17 protein-coding genes are annotated in these 17,992 nt (G+C 66.5%); 5 read left to right on the top strand and 12 right to left on the bottom strand.

What is annotated here, in order from left to right:
- Positions 1-90 precede the first annotated feature (90 nt).
- The 3 genes from era to lepB all read right to left on the bottom strand — a co-directional run bounded on the left by era (position 91) and on the right by lepB (position 2,708).
- Complete coding sequence (gene era / locus AC3WLD_RS06785) at positions 91-996, bottom strand: GTPase Era (RefSeq protein ID WP_492556251.1); 906 nt, start codon at positions 994-996, stop codon at positions 91-93.
- 141 nt (positions 997-1,137) lie between these two features.
- A complete protein-coding gene (rnc, locus tag AC3WLD_RS06780; RefSeq protein ID WP_492556184.1) occupies positions 1,138-1,749 on the bottom strand; it encodes a ribonuclease III in 612 nt (203 codons plus the stop codon).
- 68 nt (positions 1,750-1,817) lie between these two features.
- Positions 1,818-2,708, bottom strand: a complete 891-nt coding sequence (lepB, locus tag AC3WLD_RS06775) for a signal peptidase I (RefSeq protein ID WP_492556183.1) — start codon at positions 2,706-2,708, stop codon at positions 1,818-1,820.
- A gap of 192 nt (positions 2,709-2,900) precedes the next feature.
- Between lepB and pgi the strand changes: the two genes are divergently transcribed.
- The gene (gene pgi / locus AC3WLD_RS06770) at positions 2,901-4,427 is read left to right on the top strand and encodes a glucose-6-phosphate isomerase (protein WP_492556182.1); all 1,527 of its coding nucleotides are present in this window, start codon (positions 2,901-2,903) and stop codon (positions 4,425-4,427) included.
- A gap of 4 nt (positions 4,428-4,431) precedes the next feature.
- Here the strand turns inward: pgi and AC3WLD_RS06765 are convergent, their stop codons facing one another.
- From AC3WLD_RS06765 to AC3WLD_RS06755, 3 genes are all read right to left on the bottom strand, one after another.
- Positions 4,432-6,075, bottom strand: a complete 1,644-nt coding sequence (locus AC3WLD_RS06765; RefSeq protein WP_492556181.1) for a TadG family pilus assembly protein — start codon at positions 6,073-6,075, stop codon at positions 4,432-4,434.
- Positions 6,076-6,089: 14 nt separating this feature from the next.
- A complete protein-coding gene (locus tag AC3WLD_RS06760) occupies positions 6,090-6,545 on the bottom strand; it encodes a TadE/TadG family type IV pilus assembly protein (RefSeq protein ID WP_492556180.1) in 456 nt (151 codons plus the stop codon).
- Between the two features lie 188 nt (positions 6,546-6,733).
- Positions 6,734-7,480, bottom strand: coding sequence for a PAS domain-containing protein (locus AC3WLD_RS06755; protein WP_492556179.1), 747 nt, complete (start codon positions 7,478-7,480; stop codon positions 6,734-6,736).
- A 398-nt stretch (positions 7,481-7,878) separates the two neighbouring features.
- Between AC3WLD_RS06755 and gorA the strand changes: the two genes are divergently transcribed.
- The 4 genes from gorA to AC3WLD_RS06735 all read left to right on the top strand — a co-directional run bounded on the left by gorA (position 7,879) and on the right by AC3WLD_RS06735 (position 12,756).
- Complete coding sequence (gorA, locus tag AC3WLD_RS06750; protein WP_492556178.1) at positions 7,879-9,228, top strand: glutathione-disulfide reductase; 1,350 nt, start codon at positions 7,879-7,881, stop codon at positions 9,226-9,228.
- A gap of 169 nt (positions 9,229-9,397) precedes the next feature.
- The gene (locus AC3WLD_RS06745; RefSeq protein WP_492556177.1) at positions 9,398-10,123 is read left to right on the top strand and encodes an SDR family oxidoreductase; all 726 of its coding nucleotides are present in this window, start codon (positions 9,398-9,400) and stop codon (positions 10,121-10,123) included.
- Between the two features lie 13 nt (positions 10,124-10,136).
- On the top strand, positions 10,137-11,150 hold the full coding sequence (locus AC3WLD_RS06740) for an SDR family oxidoreductase (protein ID WP_492556176.1): 1,014 nt from the start codon (positions 10,137-10,139) through the stop codon (positions 11,148-11,150).
- A 79-nt stretch (positions 11,151-11,229) separates the two neighbouring features.
- Positions 11,230-12,756 carry an acyl-CoA carboxylase subunit beta gene (locus tag AC3WLD_RS06735; RefSeq protein WP_492556175.1) on the top strand — a complete coding sequence of 509 codons (1,527 nt, stop codon included), beginning with the start codon at positions 11,230-11,232 and terminating at the stop codon, positions 12,754-12,756.
- A gap of 43 nt (positions 12,757-12,799) precedes the next feature.
- Here AC3WLD_RS06735 and AC3WLD_RS06730 read toward each other — a convergent pair whose 3' ends face one another.
- The 6 genes from AC3WLD_RS06730 to AC3WLD_RS06705 all read right to left on the bottom strand — a co-directional run bounded on the left by AC3WLD_RS06730 (position 12,800) and on the right by AC3WLD_RS06705 (position 17,956).
- Complete coding sequence (locus AC3WLD_RS06730; protein WP_492556174.1) at positions 12,800-13,567, bottom strand: PIG-L deacetylase family protein; 768 nt, start codon at positions 13,565-13,567, stop codon at positions 12,800-12,802.
- Positions 13,564-14,451, bottom strand: a complete 888-nt coding sequence (locus tag AC3WLD_RS06725; RefSeq protein WP_492556173.1) for a glycosyltransferase family protein — start codon at positions 14,449-14,451, stop codon at positions 13,564-13,566. Before AC3WLD_RS06725 ends, AC3WLD_RS06730 begins: the two co-directional genes overlap by 4 nt.
- 99 nt (positions 14,452-14,550) lie before the next feature.
- Positions 14,551-15,297 (bottom strand): molybdopterin-dependent oxidoreductase, encoded by a 747-nt coding sequence (locus tag AC3WLD_RS06720; RefSeq protein WP_492556172.1) that lies wholly within the window; start codon positions 15,295-15,297, stop codon positions 14,551-14,553.
- Positions 15,294-16,133, bottom strand: a complete 840-nt coding sequence (locus AC3WLD_RS06715; RefSeq protein ID WP_492556171.1) for a cytochrome b/b6 domain-containing protein — start codon at positions 16,131-16,133, stop codon at positions 15,294-15,296. The genes AC3WLD_RS06720 and AC3WLD_RS06715 overlap by 4 nt, the downstream gene beginning before the upstream one ends.
- Positions 16,134-16,160: 27 nt before the next feature.
- On the bottom strand, positions 16,161-17,141 hold the full coding sequence (locus AC3WLD_RS06710) for a HupE/UreJ family protein (protein ID WP_492556170.1): 981 nt from the start codon (positions 17,139-17,141) through the stop codon (positions 16,161-16,163).
- Complete coding sequence (locus AC3WLD_RS06705) at positions 17,138-17,956, bottom strand: peptidyl-prolyl cis-trans isomerase (RefSeq protein WP_492556169.1); 819 nt, start codon at positions 17,954-17,956, stop codon at positions 17,138-17,140. The genes AC3WLD_RS06710 and AC3WLD_RS06705 overlap by 4 nt, the downstream gene beginning before the upstream one ends.
- Positions 17,957-17,992 lie beyond the last annotated feature (36 nt).

The following is a 17,992-nucleotide window of genomic DNA, read 5'->3' as shown; positions in this document are numbered from 1 at the left end:
TTCTTCCTTCTGCGGCGGTTGAAGAAAAGGACTGTCCTTCGACAAGCTCAGGACGGCCGGGGTTAGGGAAGCAGGTCGGCGGGAGGGTAGCTATTTCACCCAGTCCAGTCCGATTTCCTCGTATATCTCCTTCGATTCCGCCCAGTTCTCTTCGACCTTGACGTGGAGGAAGAGATGGACCTTGCAATCGAGCAGGGCCGACAGCTCCTTGCGGGCGGCCTCGCCGATGGCTTTCAGCTTGCTGCCGCCCTTGCCGAGCACGATGCCTTTCTGGCTGTCGCGCGCGATGACGATCTGCTGGTGGATCTCGACCGACCCATCCTTGCGCTGGGTGTAGCTTTCGGGCCGCACCGCACTGTCATACGGCAGCTCGTCGTGGAGCTGGCGGTAGAGCTGTTCGCGGGTGATCTCGGCGGCGAGAAGGCGTTCGCTGGCGTCGGAAACCTGGTCTTCGGGGTAGTGCCACGGCCCTTCCGGCATCAGCGCCGCGAGGCGGTTCTTGAGTTCGGCCACGCCGTCGCCGGTCAGCGCCGAGACGAAGAACACCTCGTCGAACGCCGCCGCGGCGCTCAGGTCCTCGGCGGCCACCAGCAGTGGTTCCTTCGGGGTCGCGTCGACCTTGTTCAGGACGAGGATCTTGCGCTCCTTGCGGCCTTTCAGGCTTTCGAGGATCGGCTCGAGATAATCGCGCTTCTTCTTGCGGGCATCGACCACCAGCAGGATCGCGTCGGCATCGCTCGCGCCTTCCCAGGCCGCGCTGACCATCGCGCGGTCGAGCCGGCGCTTGGGTTCGAACAGGCCGGGGGTGTCGGCGAGGATGATCTGGGCCCGATGCCCGTTAACTTCTTCCAGCGCGATGCCCATCAGCCGGGCCCGCGTGGTCTGCGCCTTGGCCGAGACGATCGCCACTTTCTGTCCGACCAGCGCGTTGACCAGCGTCGACTTGCCCGCGTTGGGAGCGCCGATTACGGCGACGAGGCCGCATGTTTCCTGAATTGGTGTATTTGCCACTATAACTCCGCCCGCCCTGAGCCTGTCGAAGGGCAGTCCTGGTTCTCCGCCTATTGCGCCCGAGCTGAAAAGAAAAGCGGTGCTTCGACAAGCTCAGCACGGGCGGGGAGGGGTTTGACGCCGATTCTACCCGAACTTTGCCATGAAGTCCCGCGCTGCGGTGGCTTCGGCTTCGCTCTTGCTAGAGCCGCGGGCCTCGACCTCGCCGACGCCGTGGACCTCGACCTTGACGCGGAAGGTCGCGGCGTGGTCGGGCCCCTCGCGGGCGACGAGGGTGTAGGCCGGCGGGCGGCGGCGGTTTCCAGCGGCCCATTCCTGCAGTGCCGACTTCGGGTGCTTGCGCTGGCCCTTGTTGCCGGCGACTTCACTCGCCCAGGCCTTGCGCACGAAATCGCGGGCCGCTGCGAACCCGCGCTCGACGAACAAGGCACCGATCAGCGATTCCATCACGTCGCCGAGAATGTTGTCGCTGTCCTGCGCCCCGTCGTCGCGGGCCTGCTTGCCGAGCCGGATATGTGCGGCAAGGCCCAGGCTGCGGGCGACATCGGCGCAAGTCTCGCGGCTGACCAGCGCGTTGAGCCGCTGCGAGAGCTTGCCCTCCGCGTCGCGGGCGCGTTCGTGCAGCCACTCGGCGATCACCAGCCCGAGCACCCGGTCGCCCAGGAACTCGAGCCGCTGGTAATCGCGCGCCTCGCCCATCGAGCCGTGGGTGAGCGCCTCGTGCCACAGCTCGGGCATCTCCGGCCCCGCGCCGGTCAGCTCGGCGACGTAGGCGGCGGTCTCGTCAGGGAGGGTGAGGGCCTTGCTCAGAACGTGCCCCCGATCCGGCTCCAGCGCGCGGCGGAGAACCAGGTCCAGGGCTTGAGCCAGCTGGCGCTTCCGTCGGTCGAGAACATCATCACCGTAGCGCGGCCGACAAGGTTCGCTTGCGGGACGATGCCGATGCCGCTGCCCTCGACCGCCGGGAAGCGGCTGTCCATCGAGTTGTCGCGGTTGTCGCCCATCAGAAAGACGTGGCCTTCGGGGACGACCACCGCCGGCGTGTCATCCTGCGGACGCTGGCCGAGGTCGATGACGTTGTACGACTTGCCCTCGGGCAGCGTCTCGCGGAACTGCGGGTAGCGGCACGAGGGCTTGCCGTCAGCCGCCGTGAACTCGAACTGCGCGGTGACGCAGGGGCTGCGGCCGTCGGTGGCGGAGGCGGCCAGCATGTTGGCCGAGACGGGGATCACGTAGTCCTCGATCCGGACCTTGGGCACCGCCTTGCCATTGAGCCACAGCACGCCGCCCTTCATCTGCACCTGATCGCCGGGAAGGCCGATCACGCGCTTGATGTAGTCGACGTCGTTGCCCGGGGGCGCCTTGAAGATCACCACCTCGCCGCGGCTCGGCTGGCCAGCGAAGATCCGCCCCGGAATGACCGGCGCGCTGAACGGCATCGAGTACTTCGAGTAGCCATAGGGCCACTTCGCGGCGAGCAGGTAGTCGCCGATCTGCAGCCGCGGCAGCATCGATTCCGACGGGATGTTGAATGGCGAGAAGAAGAAGCTGCGGAAGATCACCACGATCGCCACCAGCTTGAGCAGGAAGACGGGGAAGCTGTCCTCCTTCTTTTCCTTTTTCGCCGGGGCGGGAGAAGCGGGGCTTTCGGCGGTCGGCGCGTAGGCCGGGCTCGCGGGATCGTTGGTCGGTTCCATCGTCGCGGTCATGGGGAAGGGGGCGCGCTTTCGTCAAGGGCAGGACAGGGCAAGCCTGTTGGTCGCAGGGCGCTTAGCCGAGCGTGAATAGCTTTGCACATGACGTTTTCGACAGGCGCACGGCCTTGGCGGATGAACCGCCATCGGGCATCACCGCCAGCAAGTTAGCAACTGCAGCACGGAGAATCGCATATGGCCGCTGAGACACGCTGGACCGCGCTGGCGGCGCTGCCGCGGCCGACTCTGGCCGAACTGTTCGCCCAAGAGGGCCGGCTCGCCCGCTATTCGGCCGACCTCGACCTGCCTGGCGGTCCGGTGCTGTTCGACTGGTCGAAGACCCATCTCGACGCGGCGGTCGAGGCCGAATTCCTCGCGTTGGCCGCGGACATGGACCTCGCCGGCAAGCGCGAGGCGCTGCTCGAAGGGGCCGTGGTCAACGTGACTGAGGGCCGCGCCGCCGAACATCCCGCCCAGCGCGGCATCGGCAAACCCGCCAGCGTCGAGGAAGCCGCGGCGTTTCACGAGCGGATGCGCGGGCTGGTCGAGGCGATTCACGAAGGGCTGCTCGGCGAGGTCCGGAGCCTGATCCACATCGGCATCGGTGGTTCGGCGCTCGGCCCGGCGCTGGCGATCGATGCGCTGACCCGCGATGGCGCCAAGGTCGACGTCCATGTCGTGTCCAACATCGACGGCTGCGCGCTGGAGGCGGCGTTCAGGCAGTGCGACCCGGCCACCACGCTGGTCGCGGTCGCCTCCAAGACCTTCACCACGACCGAGACCATGACCAACGCCGCCTCGGCGCTGGACTGGCTGCGCGAGGGCGGCGTGGACGATCCGTTCGGCCGGGTCGTCGCGCTGACCGCGGCGCCCGACAAGGCGGTCGAGTGGGGCGTCGACGAGACCCGCGTCCTGCCGTTCTCCGAAAGCGTCGGCGGGCGCTATTCGCTGTGGTCGTCGATCGGCTTCCCGATCGCGCTGGCGCTGGGCTGGGACGGCTTCGCCGCGTTCCTCGACGGCGCGGCGGCGATCGACCGGCACTTTGCCGACACCGACCTGGCCGACAACCTCGTCGTGCGCGCCGCCTTCGCGGACCTCTATTACACGCAGGTGCGCGGCTGCCAGACCCGCGCGGTGTTCGCCTATGACGAGCGGCTGAAGCTGCTGCCCGACTATCTTCAGCAGCTCGAGATGGAATCGAACGGCAAGCGCGTGACGGCGGACGGCCAGCCACTCGGCCGCCCAAGCGCGCCCGTGACCTGGGGCGGGGTGGGGACCGACGCACAGCACGCGGTGTTCCAGCTGCTCCACCAGGGCACCCACCTGATCCCGGTCGATTTCCTCGCGGTGAAGGTCCCGGGTCACGATCTCGACATGGCACATCACCGGATCCTGCTCTCCAACTGCTTCGCGCAAGGCGCGGCGCTGATGGCGGGCAAGGCGAGCGAGGCCAATGATCCACTGGGGGCCGCACGCGCCTATCCCGGCGACCGCCCATCGGCGACGATTCTCGCCGAAGACCTCAACCCCGCGACCCTCGGCGCGCTGATCGCATTCCACGAGCACCGCACCTTCGTTTCCGCGGCGATGCTGGGGATCAACCCGTTCGACCAGTTCGGGGTCGAGCTCGGCAAGGAGATCGCCAAGTCGATCGAGAAGGGCGGGGCGCGCTTCGACCCGAGTACCGAAGCGCTGCTCGCCGCGGCCGACCTGCTCGACTAGGCCATCACACCAGCAGCGGCGATCCGCAGCGCAAGCGGTCGATGTGCGTATCGGCAACGCCAAGCCCGACGCCGAGCGTCTGCATCACGCTCTTGAGCGTCGCGTCGAGGACGGGCGCGGCTAGTGACAGCGACGTTCCGACCGTCCGCGTGGTGGCGTTGGTGGCAGGAAGGGCGCCCAGCGGAGTGATCACCTGAAGGTTCTGGCGCGCGATCAGCGAACTGGCGATCCCGCCGATCGCGTCACTGGTCGAAACCGACTTCCATGTGTTCGCGGCGACCTCGCTCTTGGTAAACCCGACCGACTGCGTGGTGGCGCCGCCGAAGGTAATGTAGGAATAGTCGGTCACCTTGATGCCGACGACGGTTGCCAGCGTCGCCGTCGTAGGGGTCAGGCGGGTGGTGAAGTCGTCGAAATGGGTCGTATCGATGGAGCCGATCGCCACTTCACCGATGGACGGCTTGACGCCCAGCGTCACGGCCGATCCGGTCGCAGCACAGTCCAGCCCGGTCATTGTCGCCTGCGAAGGCGCGACCTCGGAATAGATCGGCAGTTGCAGGGTGGGCAGGGCGACGATGCCGGTGGAAACCGAGGTTTTCAGCAGCATTCGCGTGTACGATGTCCGGATCGTGACGCCAGAGGCTTGCGTGATCGTCATGAGGGGCGAATGGGCGATTCCCGGCCCGCCGGCGAGCCGCAGGGTCGTATTGGACAGCCCCGCGAGGGAGAGCCCGAGCGAGACGTCCCAGGAATCGCCGTGCGACAGTTCGAGCGCCGAGCGCAGGAGGGTCAGCGCGTCAACCGAAACCTTGCTGGTACCGTCGAAGTAGTTGAGCGACTTATAGGGCCCGAGGTCCACGAAATCCGAGAGCAGCACTTCGTCGGTCCCGACATTGCTGGCGATCGAGTCTAGCAGCGTCTTGCCGGCCCCGGGGGCGACCGTTGCAAGTGCAGCCGCAACGTCGTCGAGCGGGATCGGGGTTTCGAACAGGTCGCCGAAGCTGCTGTCGGTCATCCCGGTCTGCGTGCGCAGGGCGTCGGCAAAGGCCAGCAGGTTGATCGTCGTGCCCTGCAGCGTCTGGACATTGCCATCGCTCAGGCCGAGATTCGTGCCGGCCAGCGCGTTCAGCACGGGCCCGGCGATGCCGCCTGTAAACGCCACCGGACGCGATCCCAGCGAAAACGCGGCCAGATCCATTGGTGAAGCGGTCGCCTGTGCCGTGACCGTGACCGACGACTTTCCGTTGAACAGGCCGGCAAAGAAGACCGGAACCTCCTCGCTGAGCCTGACCCGGACTGCGTTTGGCGATTTGACGGTCGGCTCGAACCGCTTGTCGGGATCGATGTCGGCGTCACGCGTGTAGGTGCCGGTCTCAAAACTGGCGATGGAGGCCGCCTGCTCGCCATTGGTGACGATCATGTTATCGGCAGCGGAACGGCCGTTGGTGGTGCCGTTGAGGTCTTCCGCCGCAGCCATGGCAGCAGCATCCGCGACCCCCTGCAGCCGCCGCTGGACCATGTACATGTTGCCGAAGTCGATCGCGACAGTCGCCGCTCCGGCGAGCATGACGGCGGAGCCCGCGACCATGATGCCGGCGACGCCGCTGGTGTCGCGGGCAAGGCGGGCGAAGAGGCTGCGATGTTTCATAGCTGCGGGTCCCTTCACAGCGAGAACAGCTTGACGGTGGATTTGCGGACGAGAGGTCCGCCGGGCAGCGGGACCATGGCTGTCTCGCCCAGGTTCGAGCGGGCGACGTCGTACGTCAGCGTGACCGTATAATAAGTGGTGTTGCGCGCCTTGCTTACGGTGACGAGATCTCGCTCCAGCGTTCCTTCGTTGAGCGCGCTGTTGTCGATGCTGTTATCGACGATCTTGCCGCGGTCGCTATCGTCCAGTCCGGAAACGGCCGCGCGGGCAGCGTCGTTCGCCGCTTGTTGCAGCGAATGGGCGGCCATGAACCATCGTCCGTACGTCAGGATGCCCATGAGTAGCATGATGACGACGGGGAGGATGAAGGCCGCCTCGATCACCGCCGCGCCATCAGCCGAGCGGGCAAGTTGACGCAGCATGTGGGGCGGCTGGAGGCGGCGAGTGCGATAGGTCTTCATGACCACCATACTGCGCGCGCGTTCAGAACAAGTTGTAAGGCTTGCAAAAAGTCAAAATGCAGAAAATATGCGAAGTATTCACGGCGTATTAACCACGCGAACCGCGCTTTTCAGGGCCTTGTCGGCACAGGTGTTAGCGCCGGCCGGGCGCCAGTCCGGTAATTTGCAAAATAAGTGAAATCGCCGGGCGACGAATATCAGGCCGGCGTGATCAGCACGACCGCGCCCTCGGTGCCGTACGCGCCGTGGAGGCGGACGATGGAAAGGTGAGTCGCGATGGACCTGCCCGAATTCGACAGGAGCTTGCAGCCGATCGAGTTCGACTTGCCTTCGCGCAAGGTGCCTTCGAGGACCTCGCGGAAGGCGACCCGGTCGTCGATCGCCACCAGGTCGGCCATGCTGACGCCGAGCATCCGATCGACCGGCAATTCGACCATCCTGGCAAGCGGGACGTCGACGCGGTCGATAGTGCCGCGGATGGACAGTCGGGCATAGCCGATGGTGCCGTGGACGGTCATCGCCTCGAGGATTGCTTCCTTCACGTCTGCCATCCGGTTGCGCTGCACCTCTTCGGTAATATCCCGGAAGATGAGAATGTTGCGGCGCCCCATCGGGAAGCTCTGCATGTGAAGCCAGCCGTCGGGCGCGAACGGTGAGGGGATGTCGACGGCGCTCGGCTCGCTGGCCATGCGCGTGCGGCGGACGTGGACTTCGAGCAGCGTCCCCGAAATTTCCGGCAGCGCTTCGTCGAGAGGGCGGCCCTCAAGGTCGCGGACCGAGCGGCGGCAGATCGCCGCGGCGACGCGATTGGCGACGACGACCTTCATGTCCTGGTCGCAGACGACGATCGCTTCGTTCAGCCACTCCGCGAACGAGCGCAGGATCTGGTCACGCAGTTCGGTTTCGGCCGCGAGCGGCGCGCGTGCTGCATCGCCATCGCGCAAGTCTTGGTAGCCGGCGATGCTAAGCAGGACGTGCGTTATGCGATTGTGATTTGCCAGAAAAACGGGTTGTTCATGCGCGCGGTCACGCCATGCGGCGAATTGTCTGATCAGGTCCGCCGCCGATACGGTCAGACGTTCCCCATCACTTCCGTTCATCCCAAGCCCTGCCACATGCATTCTCGACGTAGTCAGAATTATGTAAGTTCTCGACAATCATCCTTGATGAAACGCAAAATTTCGACATCGATCTTCGAAATACTTGAAAAAGTGCTTCGAATTTGGAGCGATTGTCCGATCGTGCGAGGCTGCCGCGATTGGCCACCCCGTTCAGTGTGACGCGCAAATCCGATTGGCTTTGCGCTTTGTCGAACCCCATATGCGCGGCAAAGGAGCTTCCAATGGCTGACTACGACTACGACCTCTTTGTCATCGGCGCAGGCTCGGGCGGCGTTCGTGCCAGCCGCGTGGCGTCGGCCCACGGCGCGCGCGTTGCGGTGGCGGAGGAATACAGGGTCGGCGGGACCTGCGTGATCCGCGGATGCGTTCCCAAGAAGCTGCTCGTCTACGGCTCGCACTTCGCCGAGGAACTGCACGATGCGGAGAATTACGGCTGGACGGTCGAGGGGCTCAAGTTCGATTGGGCCGTGCTGCGCGACACCGTGCTGCGCGACGTAGACCGGCTCAACGCCGCCTACACAACGACACTCGAGAACAACAAGGTCGAGCGGTTCCTCGAGCGCGCCACGGTCACCGGCCCGCATTCGGTCAAGCTCGCCAGCGGGCGCGAGATTACGGCCAAGTACATCCTCGTCGCCACCGGCGCATGGCCGGTGATGCCGGAGTTTCCGGGCAACGAGCACTGCATCACCTCCAACGAGGTGTTCCACCTCGAAACCCTGCCGAAGCGCGTGGTGATCGCGGGGGCGGGCTATATCGCCCTTGAATTCGCGGGGATTTTCAACGCGCTGGGTAGCCACGTGACCATCGCGGTTCGTTCGGAAACGCTGCTGCGCGGCTATGACGAAAGCCTGCGCGACCGGCTGCTCCAGATCACGATGGCGCGGGGGATCGAGTACAAGTTCAACTGTCCGATCGAGAAGGTCGAGAAGAACGAGGACGGTTCGCTCTGCGTCCACTTCCCGGGCAAGCCCGACCCCGTGAACGCCGACATCGTGCTTGTCGCGACCGGCCGTCAGCCCAACACCAGGGGTCTCGGGCTCGAGAACGCGGGTGTCGAACTGTCGGACAACGGTGCCGTCGTCGTCGACGAGCACAACCGCACGGCCTGCGAGAGCATCTATGCGGTCGGCGACGTCACCGACCGGGTCCAGCTCACCCCCGTTGCAATACGCGAGGGCCAGGTGTTTTCCGACAGGGTGTTCGGCGGGATCGACGGGCGCGTCGATTACGAGAACATTCCGAGCGCGGTGTTCTCCCAGCCGCCGCTTGCGGGCGTGGGCCTGACCGAGGGCCAGGCGCGCAACCGGTATGGCAACATCAAGGTCTTCACCTCCGACTTCCGCCCGATGAAGAACGTGTTCGGCGGGCGGATGGAGCGTGGTCTCTACAAGCTGGTGGTCGATGCCGGCACCGACCGGGTGCTGGGCGTCCACATGATCGGGCCGGAATCGCCGGAAATCCTCCAGGCGGTGGCGATCGCGGTGAAGGCGGGGCTGACCAAGGCCGACTTCGACCAGACCGTCGCGCTGCACCCATCGATGTCGGAAGAGCTGGTGCTGATGCGGTAAATGCGGCGCTGAATGGCGCGTCGTCCCGGGCCTCGACCCGGGACCGCTGTGAAGCTGGGCGCGAGGGCGCCAGCGGTCCCGATCAGGTCCTGGACGACGCCTACGCGCCAGTTGCAATCTGCAACCAATCCGCTAGCCTCCCCCCCGCAAACAGGGGAGGCGCGGATCGATGCAGCTTGCGGGCAAGACCATTCTGGTGACCGGCGGCACCGACGGGATCGGCGCGCAGATGATCCGCCAGCTGCGCGACAAGGGTGCGACCGTCATCACCTCAGGCCGGACCGCCGAGCGTGTCGCGGCCACCCGCGAGGCGGGGTTCGAGACGATCGAGGCCGACCTCGCCACCCCGGATGGCGTTGCCGCGCTTGCCTCGGCGGTGGCGGGACGCACCATCGATGTCCTCGTCAACAACGCCGGAGTCGGGGCTGACCACGACTTCCGCGAAGAGGCCCAGCCTGACCTTGGCCCGTCCGACCGGGCGATCTTCCTCAACCTCAACGCGCCGATCCACCTGATCACAGCCCTGATGCCGATGCTGAAGAGCCGGCCCGAGGCGCTGGTCGTCAACGTGACCTCGGGCCTCGCCATCGCGCCGCGGGCCGGCGGGCCGGTCTATTGCGCGACCAAGGCGGCCTTGCGGAGCTACACCATGGCGCTGCGCCACCAGCTCAAGGACACGAACGTCCGCGTGATGGAGGCGCTGCCGCCGGTGGTCGAAACCAAGATGACAGCGGGACGCACCTCGAAGAAAATGTCGCCGGAAGAATGCGCGCGGCAGATCGTCGCAGGGATGGAGAACGGTGCGACGCAGGTCGATGTCGGCATCGTCAAGCTGCTGACGCGTGTCTATTCGCTGTCGCCTGCGCTGGCCCGGCGGATCATGATCAAGTTCTGAGGGAGTCGGAAGCATGGCAGGAACGGTCCTCGTATCGGGCGGCAGCGGCTACATTGCCGGGTTCCTCATCCGGCAGTTGCTCGACGCGGGCTGGACGGTCCACACCACGGTGCGCAGCCTGTCTCGTGAGGCAGAGCTGCGGCGGCAATTGGGCGGTGACGCGGACCGCCTGAAGTTCTTTGCGGCGGACCTCGGCAGCGACGCCGGGTGGGCGGAAGCGAGCGCCGGTTGCAGCCATGTCGCCCACGTCGCCTCGCCGTTCCCGGCAACCACGCCGAAGGACGAGAACGACCTGATTGTCCCGGCGCGCGAGGGGGCCCTGCGGGCGCTGCGGGCCGCGAAGGAGGCGGGTGTACGGCGCTTCGTGCTGACCTCGTCGGTCGCCGCGGTCGCTTATGGCCAGCCCGGCAAGCACCATTTCACCGAGGCGGACTGGACAAACGTCGATGGCCCGGGCGTGTACCCGTACGTCAAGAGCAAGACCATTGCCGAACGCGCAGCGCGCGACTGGGTCGCGGCCGAGGGCGGGGACATGGAGTTCGTCTCGGTCAATCCCTCGGCGGTGCTCGGGCCTGTCGTGTCGAATGATCTTTCCGCTTCTATCGAGGTCGTGCGGCAATTGCTTGCGGGCGCGCTGCCGGGCTGCCCCGACTTCGGCTTCGGCATCGTCGATGTCCGCGATGTCGCGGACATGCACGTCCGCGCGCTCACGCAGGACGGGATTGCGGGCGAACGGTTCATCTGCGCCGGGCGCTTCATGAAGATGATCGAGGTCGCCCGCGTGCTCAAGGACGGGCTCGGTCCGCAGGCGCGCAAGGTTCCGCTGCGGGGCCTGCCGAACTGGCTGGTCAGGGTCTCTGCCCTGTTCAACCCCCAGGTGCGGGCGGTTGTCGGCGAACTCGGCAATGTGCGTGATGCGAGTTCGGCGCACGGCCAGGCGGTGCTGGGCTGGAAGGTGCGAGCGGAGGAGGAGACCATCCTCGACTGTGCGCGCAGCCTGATCGCGCACGGCATCGTCAAGGCTTAATCGCGCCGTTAAAGGCGGGGTTGACGTTGCGGCAAGGCCGTGGCTAGGCGGGCGCTCGACTTTCAGGGAGCCGACACCAATGTCCGCCAATATCGCCGAGATGGAAAAGCGCCGCGAGGCCGCCCGCATGGGTGGCGGACAGAAGCGGATCGATGCCCAGCATTCGAAGGGCAAGCTGACCGCGCGCGAGCGGCTCGAAGTCCTGCTCGATGAGGACAGCTTCGAAGAGGTCGACGCCTACGTCGAGCACAACTGCGTCGACTTCGGGATGCCCGAGACCACGATTCCGGGCGACGGCGTCGTGACCGGCTCCGGCACGATCAATGGCCGCCTGGTGTTCGTGTTCAGCCAGGACTTCACCGTATTCGGCGGCGCGGTCTCCGAACGCCACGCCATGAAGATCTGCAAGATGATGGACATGGCGATGAAGGTCGGTGCGCCCGTCATCGGCCTCAACGATTCGGGCGGCGCGCGCATTCAGGAGGGCGTTGCCAGCCTCGGCGGCTATGCCGAGATTTTCCAGCGCAACGTGCTCGCGTCGGGCGTGGTGCCGCAGCTTTCGCTCATCATGGGCCCCTGCGCGGGCGGCGCGGTCTATTCGCCGGCGATGACCGACTTCATCTTCATGGTGAAGGACAGCAGCTACATGTTCGTCACCGGTCCCGATGTCGTGAAGACCGTGACCAACGAGATCGTCACGCAAGAGGAACTGGGCGGCGCGGTCACCCACACGACCAAGACCTCGGTCGCCGACCTCGCGCTCGAGAACGACATCGAGGCGCTGCTCGCGGCGCGCGATTTCTTCGATTTCCTGCCGCTGTCGAACAAGGAAGAGGTGCCCGAGCGCCCGAGCGCCGATCCCTATGACCGCGCCGAGCCTAGCCTCGACACGATCATCCCGGCCAGCGCCAACCAGCCTTACGACATGCACGAAGTCATTCGTAAGACCATGGACGAGGGTGATTTCTTCGAGGTCCAGCCCAAGCACGCCGGCAACATCATCTGCGGCTTCGGGCGGATCGAGGGCAAGACCGTGGGCGTCGTCGCCAACCAGCCGATGGTGCTGGCGGGCGTGCTCGACATCAACTCTTCGAAGAAGGCGGCGCGGTTCGTGCGCTTCTGCGATGCGTTCAATATTCCGATCGTCACCTTCGTCGACGTCCCCGGCTTCCTCCCGGGGACCGCGCAGGAGCACAACGGCATCATCAAGCACGGCGCCAAGCTGCTGTTTGCCTATGCCGAGGCGACCGTGCCGAAGATCACCGTGATCACCCGCAAGGCCTATGGCGGGGCTTACGACGTGATGGCCTCGAAGCACTTGCGCGGCGACCTCAACTATGCCTGGCCGACCGCCGAGATCGCGGTCATGGGCGCGAAGGGCGCGGTCGAGATCATCTTCCGCGGTCTCTCCACCGAGGAACAGGCGGAAAAGACCAAGGAATACGAGGACCGCTTCGCCAACCCGTTCGTTGCCGCGGCCAAGGGCTTTATCGACGAGGTGATCTACCCCCACTCGACCCGCCGCCGCATCGCGCTGGGCCTGCGCAAGCTGCGTAACAAGGCGCTCGAGAACCCCTGGAAAAAGCACGACAACATTCCGCTTTGATCGGAGTCCCTGCGAAGGCGGGGACCCTTTCACCCAGCATCTCTCACGCGCTCATCGCGTTCCCGAAGTAGATTTCGCCTCGATTGGCAAACAGTTCGATGAATTCGTCGGAGAGCGCGCCGTCGATCCGGACGCCGCGCCAGACCGGGCGCTGCGAGGCATAGGCGGCGAGGGCTTCGCGCTTGGACTGCACTCCGCCCCCGATGGGGCCTGCCCGGCGAAGCCGTCCGCGGGCGGCGCTGTCGAAGAGCATGCCAGCGGCGACGCGCGTCGGCAGCCAGACTGGATATTCGAAAGCCGGCGCGGCAAGCGAGCCGCTCTCCTGAAGAAGCCGCACCGCTTGGGCGAGCGCGACATGATCTGGGTGTGCCTCTTCATGGAATGGCGCGAAAACGCTGCTCGGCTTGACTTGTCCGGCGACCCTGCCGAGCGCGGTGACGATCTCCCCTCGGTTCGCGCCGAGTGAGCCATCCGGAAGACCGAGGAAGACGACGCGCTCACCCGGGACACCCAGCGCCGCGCAGGCTTGCAGGGCTTCACGCTGGCGGATCCGGACGACTTCGTCACGATCGACAATCGAAGCCAGCCGGCACCCGCCGCCGTCCGCGGCGATGACCACCCAGACCTCGCGGCCCGCGGCCACCATCGCGGCGACAAGACTGCCACAGCCGAGCGTCTCGTCGTCGGGATGGGGGGCGAGCACCAGGCATGGGCCGGCACCGGGCTCGATCGAAAGCGGCCGGGCCAGGCGGGACAACAGGGTGCGCAAGGCCACGTCTGCCCGGTGCTTCAGGCGTGCCTTGAGCTTCACGCGGCACACCTCGCCCGCTGCCGGCGCATATCGCAGGCAGCATAGTGCGCGAGCACGGCGCGGAACTGGCGGTCGTTGCCGCCGCATTCCAAGTTGTGGTGCGACAGGGCTGAATCCTGCTCGAGATCCCAAGTAACCAGCGGTCTGCGGTCCCCGACCTTGCGGAAGGACCGGCCATTCCTGCGCGCCATCGCATAAAGCCAGATATCGTCGGCCATCGGGCACAGCGTGGTGAACAGCTCCTCGCGGAGAGTGTCGGGGTGCAGCGATCCCGGCGGGTAGAGGACTCCGGCGCCACTGGTCGGGAAGACGGTGGGGCCGGCCGGACCGGCATCGATTTCCAACTGCCACTCCCGGTAGGGGCGAGGGCTTCCGTCGGCAGACAGGCGAATGCGGTGGGCACGGTGGCAAGGCAAGGCATACGGATTTTCCCGCCAGGCGGCGACTAGCTGCTCCAGCCAATCCGGCGCGAAGTGGAGATCGTCGTCGGCGGTGACGATGGCTGCGTCGGGAAACCGCTCCAGCGCCGGGATGATCTTCTTGTATGAGCGAATGTCGCGCGCCGGCAGGATTGTGAGACCCCGGTTCTGGAGTCGCCGGACCCGCCACGGCAGCTGCGCCATATCGTCCGGGGCGATCCACAGAACAACGGCATCTGGCCGGACGCTCTGCACAAGGAGGCATTCGAGCGTCCGGTGCAGATTTGCGAAGCGGGCCGGATAAGAGGTCAGCGACACTACGAGCGGCATCGGCAAGCCGTGCGGCCGGGGAGTGCCGATCACAGGCCGGCGCGTGCGCAGTGCAGCGCAGTAGCGCATCAGCCGCAGCCAGCTTCGGGCGCGTTCGCTTCGCCAGGCAATTCCGCTGCCTATGGACTGGCGCATCAAGGATCTCCGGGGCGCAGACAGACCGCGCCGCCAAGTCTCCCTAGCGCAAGATACTATCGAAAGTTAGTCCAAATTTCTACGCTGTTGGGTTCGTCCTCAAATCCCCGCGTACCACTGGTAGTCGTGGCTATCTTCCCAGTACCCGCCCTTGCCGCCGTGGATCCCCTCGAGGCTTTCCACCGCCTCGATTTTCGTCAGGTACTTGGCGTGCTTGTAGCCGAGCTGGCGTTCGACCCGCAGGCGCAGCGGGGCGCCGTTTTCGACCGGCAGCGACGCGCCGTTGAGGGTGTGGGCGAGGATCGTCTGGGGGTGGAACGCGTCGACGAGGTCGATGCTCTCGTAATAGGGCTTGCCCGGGCGATAGTCGTCGGCGCAGTGGAAGACGATGTAGCGCGCCTGCGCCCGCATCCCCGCACGCTTGAGCACCAGGCCGAGCGGCACCCCGGTCCATTCCGCGATCGCGCTCCAGCCCTCGACGCAGTCGTGTCGGGTGGTCTGGACGCGCTGGGGCGCGGTACGCAGGTCGCCGAGGCTCAGGAACAGCGGGTTCGAGACGAGGCCGGAAACCTCCAGCCGCCACTCGCTGAACTGCCCCGCGAGCCAGCGGGCATAGTCGGGCGAGGTCGGCATCCGGGTGCCGTTGGCGCGGAACACCGGCGAGCGATCCGCGCCCGTGAATTCCTGCGCGAGTGCGTTGCGATCGGTCACCAGCCGCTGCGCACTGCGGTTGGCGGCCTCGCCGAGCGAGAGCACCTCGCGCACGGTCGGGGAGGCGACGATCCTGTCGCACCCGGCAAGGAGCAGGCCGGAACCTCCGGCAAGGACGGCGCGGCGGGTGGTCATCGGCGCTTCTCCTGCGGCAGGCGGTACCATCCGGTGAGGATCGAGCGCAGCTCGTTGAACGGCCCAGCGAGCACCACCATCGCCAGGTGCACCGCAATGAACAGCGCGAAGCCGGTGGCGCAAAGGAAATGGATCGACCGCGCCGACTGCCGCCCCCCGAACAGGTCGGCGAGGAACGGGACCGCGGCGTTGATCGTCGGGCTCATCGTCAGGCCGGTCAGGATCACGAGCGGGAGCAGGATGAAGATGACGCCGACGTAGGCGATCTTCTGCAAGGGGTTATAGGCGCGCGCCGCCTCACCCGTGGGGAAGCGCAGGCGGGCGTGCTGCTTGATGTCGTGCCACAGGTGCGAAGGCGCGAGCTCCCGGCGCGTCGGGGCGATGTCGCGCTGGATGTGGCGCGACGCGAATGCCCAGGCAAGAAAGCCGAGCAGGCCCAGCACCAGCAGCCAGGCGAAGAAGAAGTGCCACTCGCGGGCGCCTGCCAGGTCGTAGCTCGACGGGATCGTCACCAGCGGCGGGAAGGCCTTGGCGGTGCCCTGGGCATAGCCGATCACCCCCGTCGTCGGGACCTCGAACCCGCCGACGGAAAGGAAGCCGCTCGTCCCGCGGTTCCCGATCACCAGCCAGGCGTCGGCGGCGCGGAAGCCTTCCTTGCCCCAGTAGAGCCGGGGATGGGCGTTGAAGATCATCATCCCGCTCATCAGCATCACGAAAATGCTGAGTGCGTTGAGCCAGTGCCACAGCCGCACCGGCAGCCGGGTTCGATAGACCAGCGGGCCGGGCTCCGGATCAGGTATGTGAGCGGCGGCAGGATCGGGATCGGGATCGGTCACAAGGGCAGCATCGCACAAAACGGGCGGCTATCCCAGCGCGCGCTGGATCATCCAGAAAGCGGCCGTGCTTCCAATCAGATAGGCTGTCACAGTGCGAAGCCGCACGGTCCAGTTCGCTGCGACTCGATCGACAATGCCGAGGATGCCCAGCGCCGCGGCCACGATCGCGAGCTGGCCCGCTTCGACCCCCAGGTTGAACGCCAGCAGCGCGGTCGGCAGCTCGCCCTGGGGCAGGCCTATCTCCGCGAGCGCGGCGGCGAAACCGAAGCCGTGGAGCAGGCCGAAGGCGAAGGCCACCAGCCACGGCACCCGCGCGGCGAACCGGGGCGGGCCGGACGGCTCCTTGACGATCTCCACCGCCAGGAACACGATCGACAGCGCGATGCAGATTTCCACCGGCCGCCGCGCGACGAGGACGAGGCCCAGCGTCGTCGCCGCCAGCGTCAGTGAGTGGGCGACGGTGAACGCCGTGACCGTCCACGCCAGCTTGCGCCAGCGCCGGATCAGCAGGACCAGCGCGACCACGAACAGCAGGTGGTCATAGCCCTGCAGGATGTGTTCGACGCCCAAACTCAGGTAGGTCCGCGCCACCTGCCAGCGGTCGGGCTGACGGCTGACGGTGATGAAAGGGGCGTCGGGCGTCAGCCGCTCCGCCTGAACCGGGCGGCCCAGCGGCGCGACCCGCACCAGCGCGTCGGTAAAGCCGGTTTCCATCCCGGACAGCCCGATCCGCTGCCCGTCGAGCGGCCTGGCGCAGGTCACGTCGAGCGCGACGACCAGCGATCCGCCTTCGAGCCGCGGTGCCCCCGGCCCGAGCGTGCAGAACGCGGGCAGGGCAGGGCGCGAGCGCGTGGCGAGCCCGCCGATGATTGGCGCCTTCCACACCATCCGCCAGTGCGCGGCGTCGCGCTGGGTCAGCTCGAGGTAGCCGGGCCGCAGATCGTCCGCGCGGGCCGGGAGGGCGAACAGGGTGAGGATGAGCGCAAGGACTGCGACGAGTGTCCTCATCGCGGCTTCTCAATCACCACATCGTAGCCTTCCAGCAGGGCACGGAACGTCTTCTCGCGCGCGGTCCGCACCGCCTCGGCGCGCCAGTCGTTCTCGACCCTGCGGCGGACCGTGGCGAGGCTCGGGGCCGGGGGAGCCACGCGCCTGGTCACGCGCACGAGGTGGATGCCGAGGCCCGAGGCGACTGGGCCACTCCACTGGCCCTGCGGCAAGCCCGCGAGTGCGGCGGCAAAATCGTCGCCGAACTGCTCGGCAATGGCGGAGCGGGTCGCCGCCGTAAACCGTGCGGGCAGCGCAGCGGGTTTGCCGAGCGATGCAGGATCGCTCCCCGCACGAAGCGCAGCGGTCGCGGAAGCACGCGCCTGCGGCGTGTCACCGCCCAGATAGACCTGCTCGAAATCGTACGCCGCATCACCCGCATAGCGTGCCGGATCGCGGTCGATCAGCGCCTGAAGCGCGGCGTCGGTTGGCGTCGACGCATCGGCAGTGGCGGTCGACAGGGCCTCCATCTTGGTCCGCATCCGCCGCATCACCACCTCGTCGTCCTTGTCGAGGCCGAGGCGCAGCGCCTCGCGGTAATAGACCTGGTCGGCAACGTATTCGCGGATCAGCCCGTCGATTTCCTCGGGGCTGGGCGGGCGCTGGTACGAGGCGACCCAGCGGTCGACTAGCCGGGTGACCTGCGCCTCGTCGACCACGATCCGCCGCTCGCCGGGATCGGGCGCGACATTGGAGAACACCGCGAAGATCGCCGCGCCGGCGAGGAGGAAATGGACCAGCGGTTCGCGCAAGGCGGCGAGGAACTTCTGCTTCATGTAGCGCGTCCCCGCGAAGGCGGGGACCTCCATCGT

The sequence above is a fragment of the Novosphingobium sp. FW305-C-111 genome, assembly GCF_058783565.1.
The sequence above is the reverse complement of the archived record's forward strand: the minus strand, read 5'-3'. Positions and strand labels throughout refer to the sequence as shown.

Coding starts and splice junctions, on each gene's coding strand:
- gorA (WP_492556178.1), top strand. CDS start 7,879: ATGGCTGACTACGACTACGACCTCTTTGTCATCGGCGCAGGCTCGGGC.
- AC3WLD_RS06725 (WP_492556173.1), bottom strand. CDS start 14,451: ATGCGCCAGTCCATAGGCAGCGGAATTGCCTGGCGAAGCGAACGCGCC.
- AC3WLD_RS06705 (WP_492556169.1), bottom strand. CDS start 17,956: ATGAAGCAGAAGTTCCTCGCCGCCTTGCGCGAACCGCTGGTCCATTTC.
- lepB (WP_492556183.1), bottom strand. CDS start 2,708: ATGGAACCGACCAACGATCCCGCGAGCCCGGCCTACGCGCCGACCGCC.
- AC3WLD_RS06735 (WP_492556175.1), top strand. CDS start 11,230: ATGTCCGCCAATATCGCCGAGATGGAAAAGCGCCGCGAGGCCGCCCGC.
- AC3WLD_RS06740 (WP_492556176.1), top strand. CDS start 10,137: ATGGCAGGAACGGTCCTCGTATCGGGCGGCAGCGGCTACATTGCCGGG.
- AC3WLD_RS06745 (WP_492556177.1), top strand. CDS start 9,398: ATGCAGCTTGCGGGCAAGACCATTCTGGTGACCGGCGGCACCGACGGG.
- AC3WLD_RS06760 (WP_492556180.1), bottom strand. CDS start 6,545: ATGGTGGTCATGAAGACCTATCGCACTCGCCGCCTCCAGCCGCCCCAC.
- rnc (WP_492556184.1), bottom strand. CDS start 1,749: ATGCCCGAGCTGTGGCACGAGGCGCTCACCCACGGCTCGATGGGCGAG.
- AC3WLD_RS06710 (WP_492556170.1), bottom strand. CDS start 17,141: ATGAGGACACTCGTCGCAGTCCTTGCGCTCATCCTCACCCTGTTCGCC.
- AC3WLD_RS06765 (WP_492556181.1), bottom strand. CDS start 6,075: ATGAAACATCGCAGCCTCTTCGCCCGCCTTGCCCGCGACACCAGCGGC.
- AC3WLD_RS06720 (WP_492556172.1), bottom strand. CDS start 15,297: ATGACCACCCGCCGCGCCGTCCTTGCCGGAGGTTCCGGCCTGCTCCTT.
- pgi (WP_492556182.1), top strand. CDS start 2,901: ATGGCCGCTGAGACACGCTGGACCGCGCTGGCGGCGCTGCCGCGGCCG.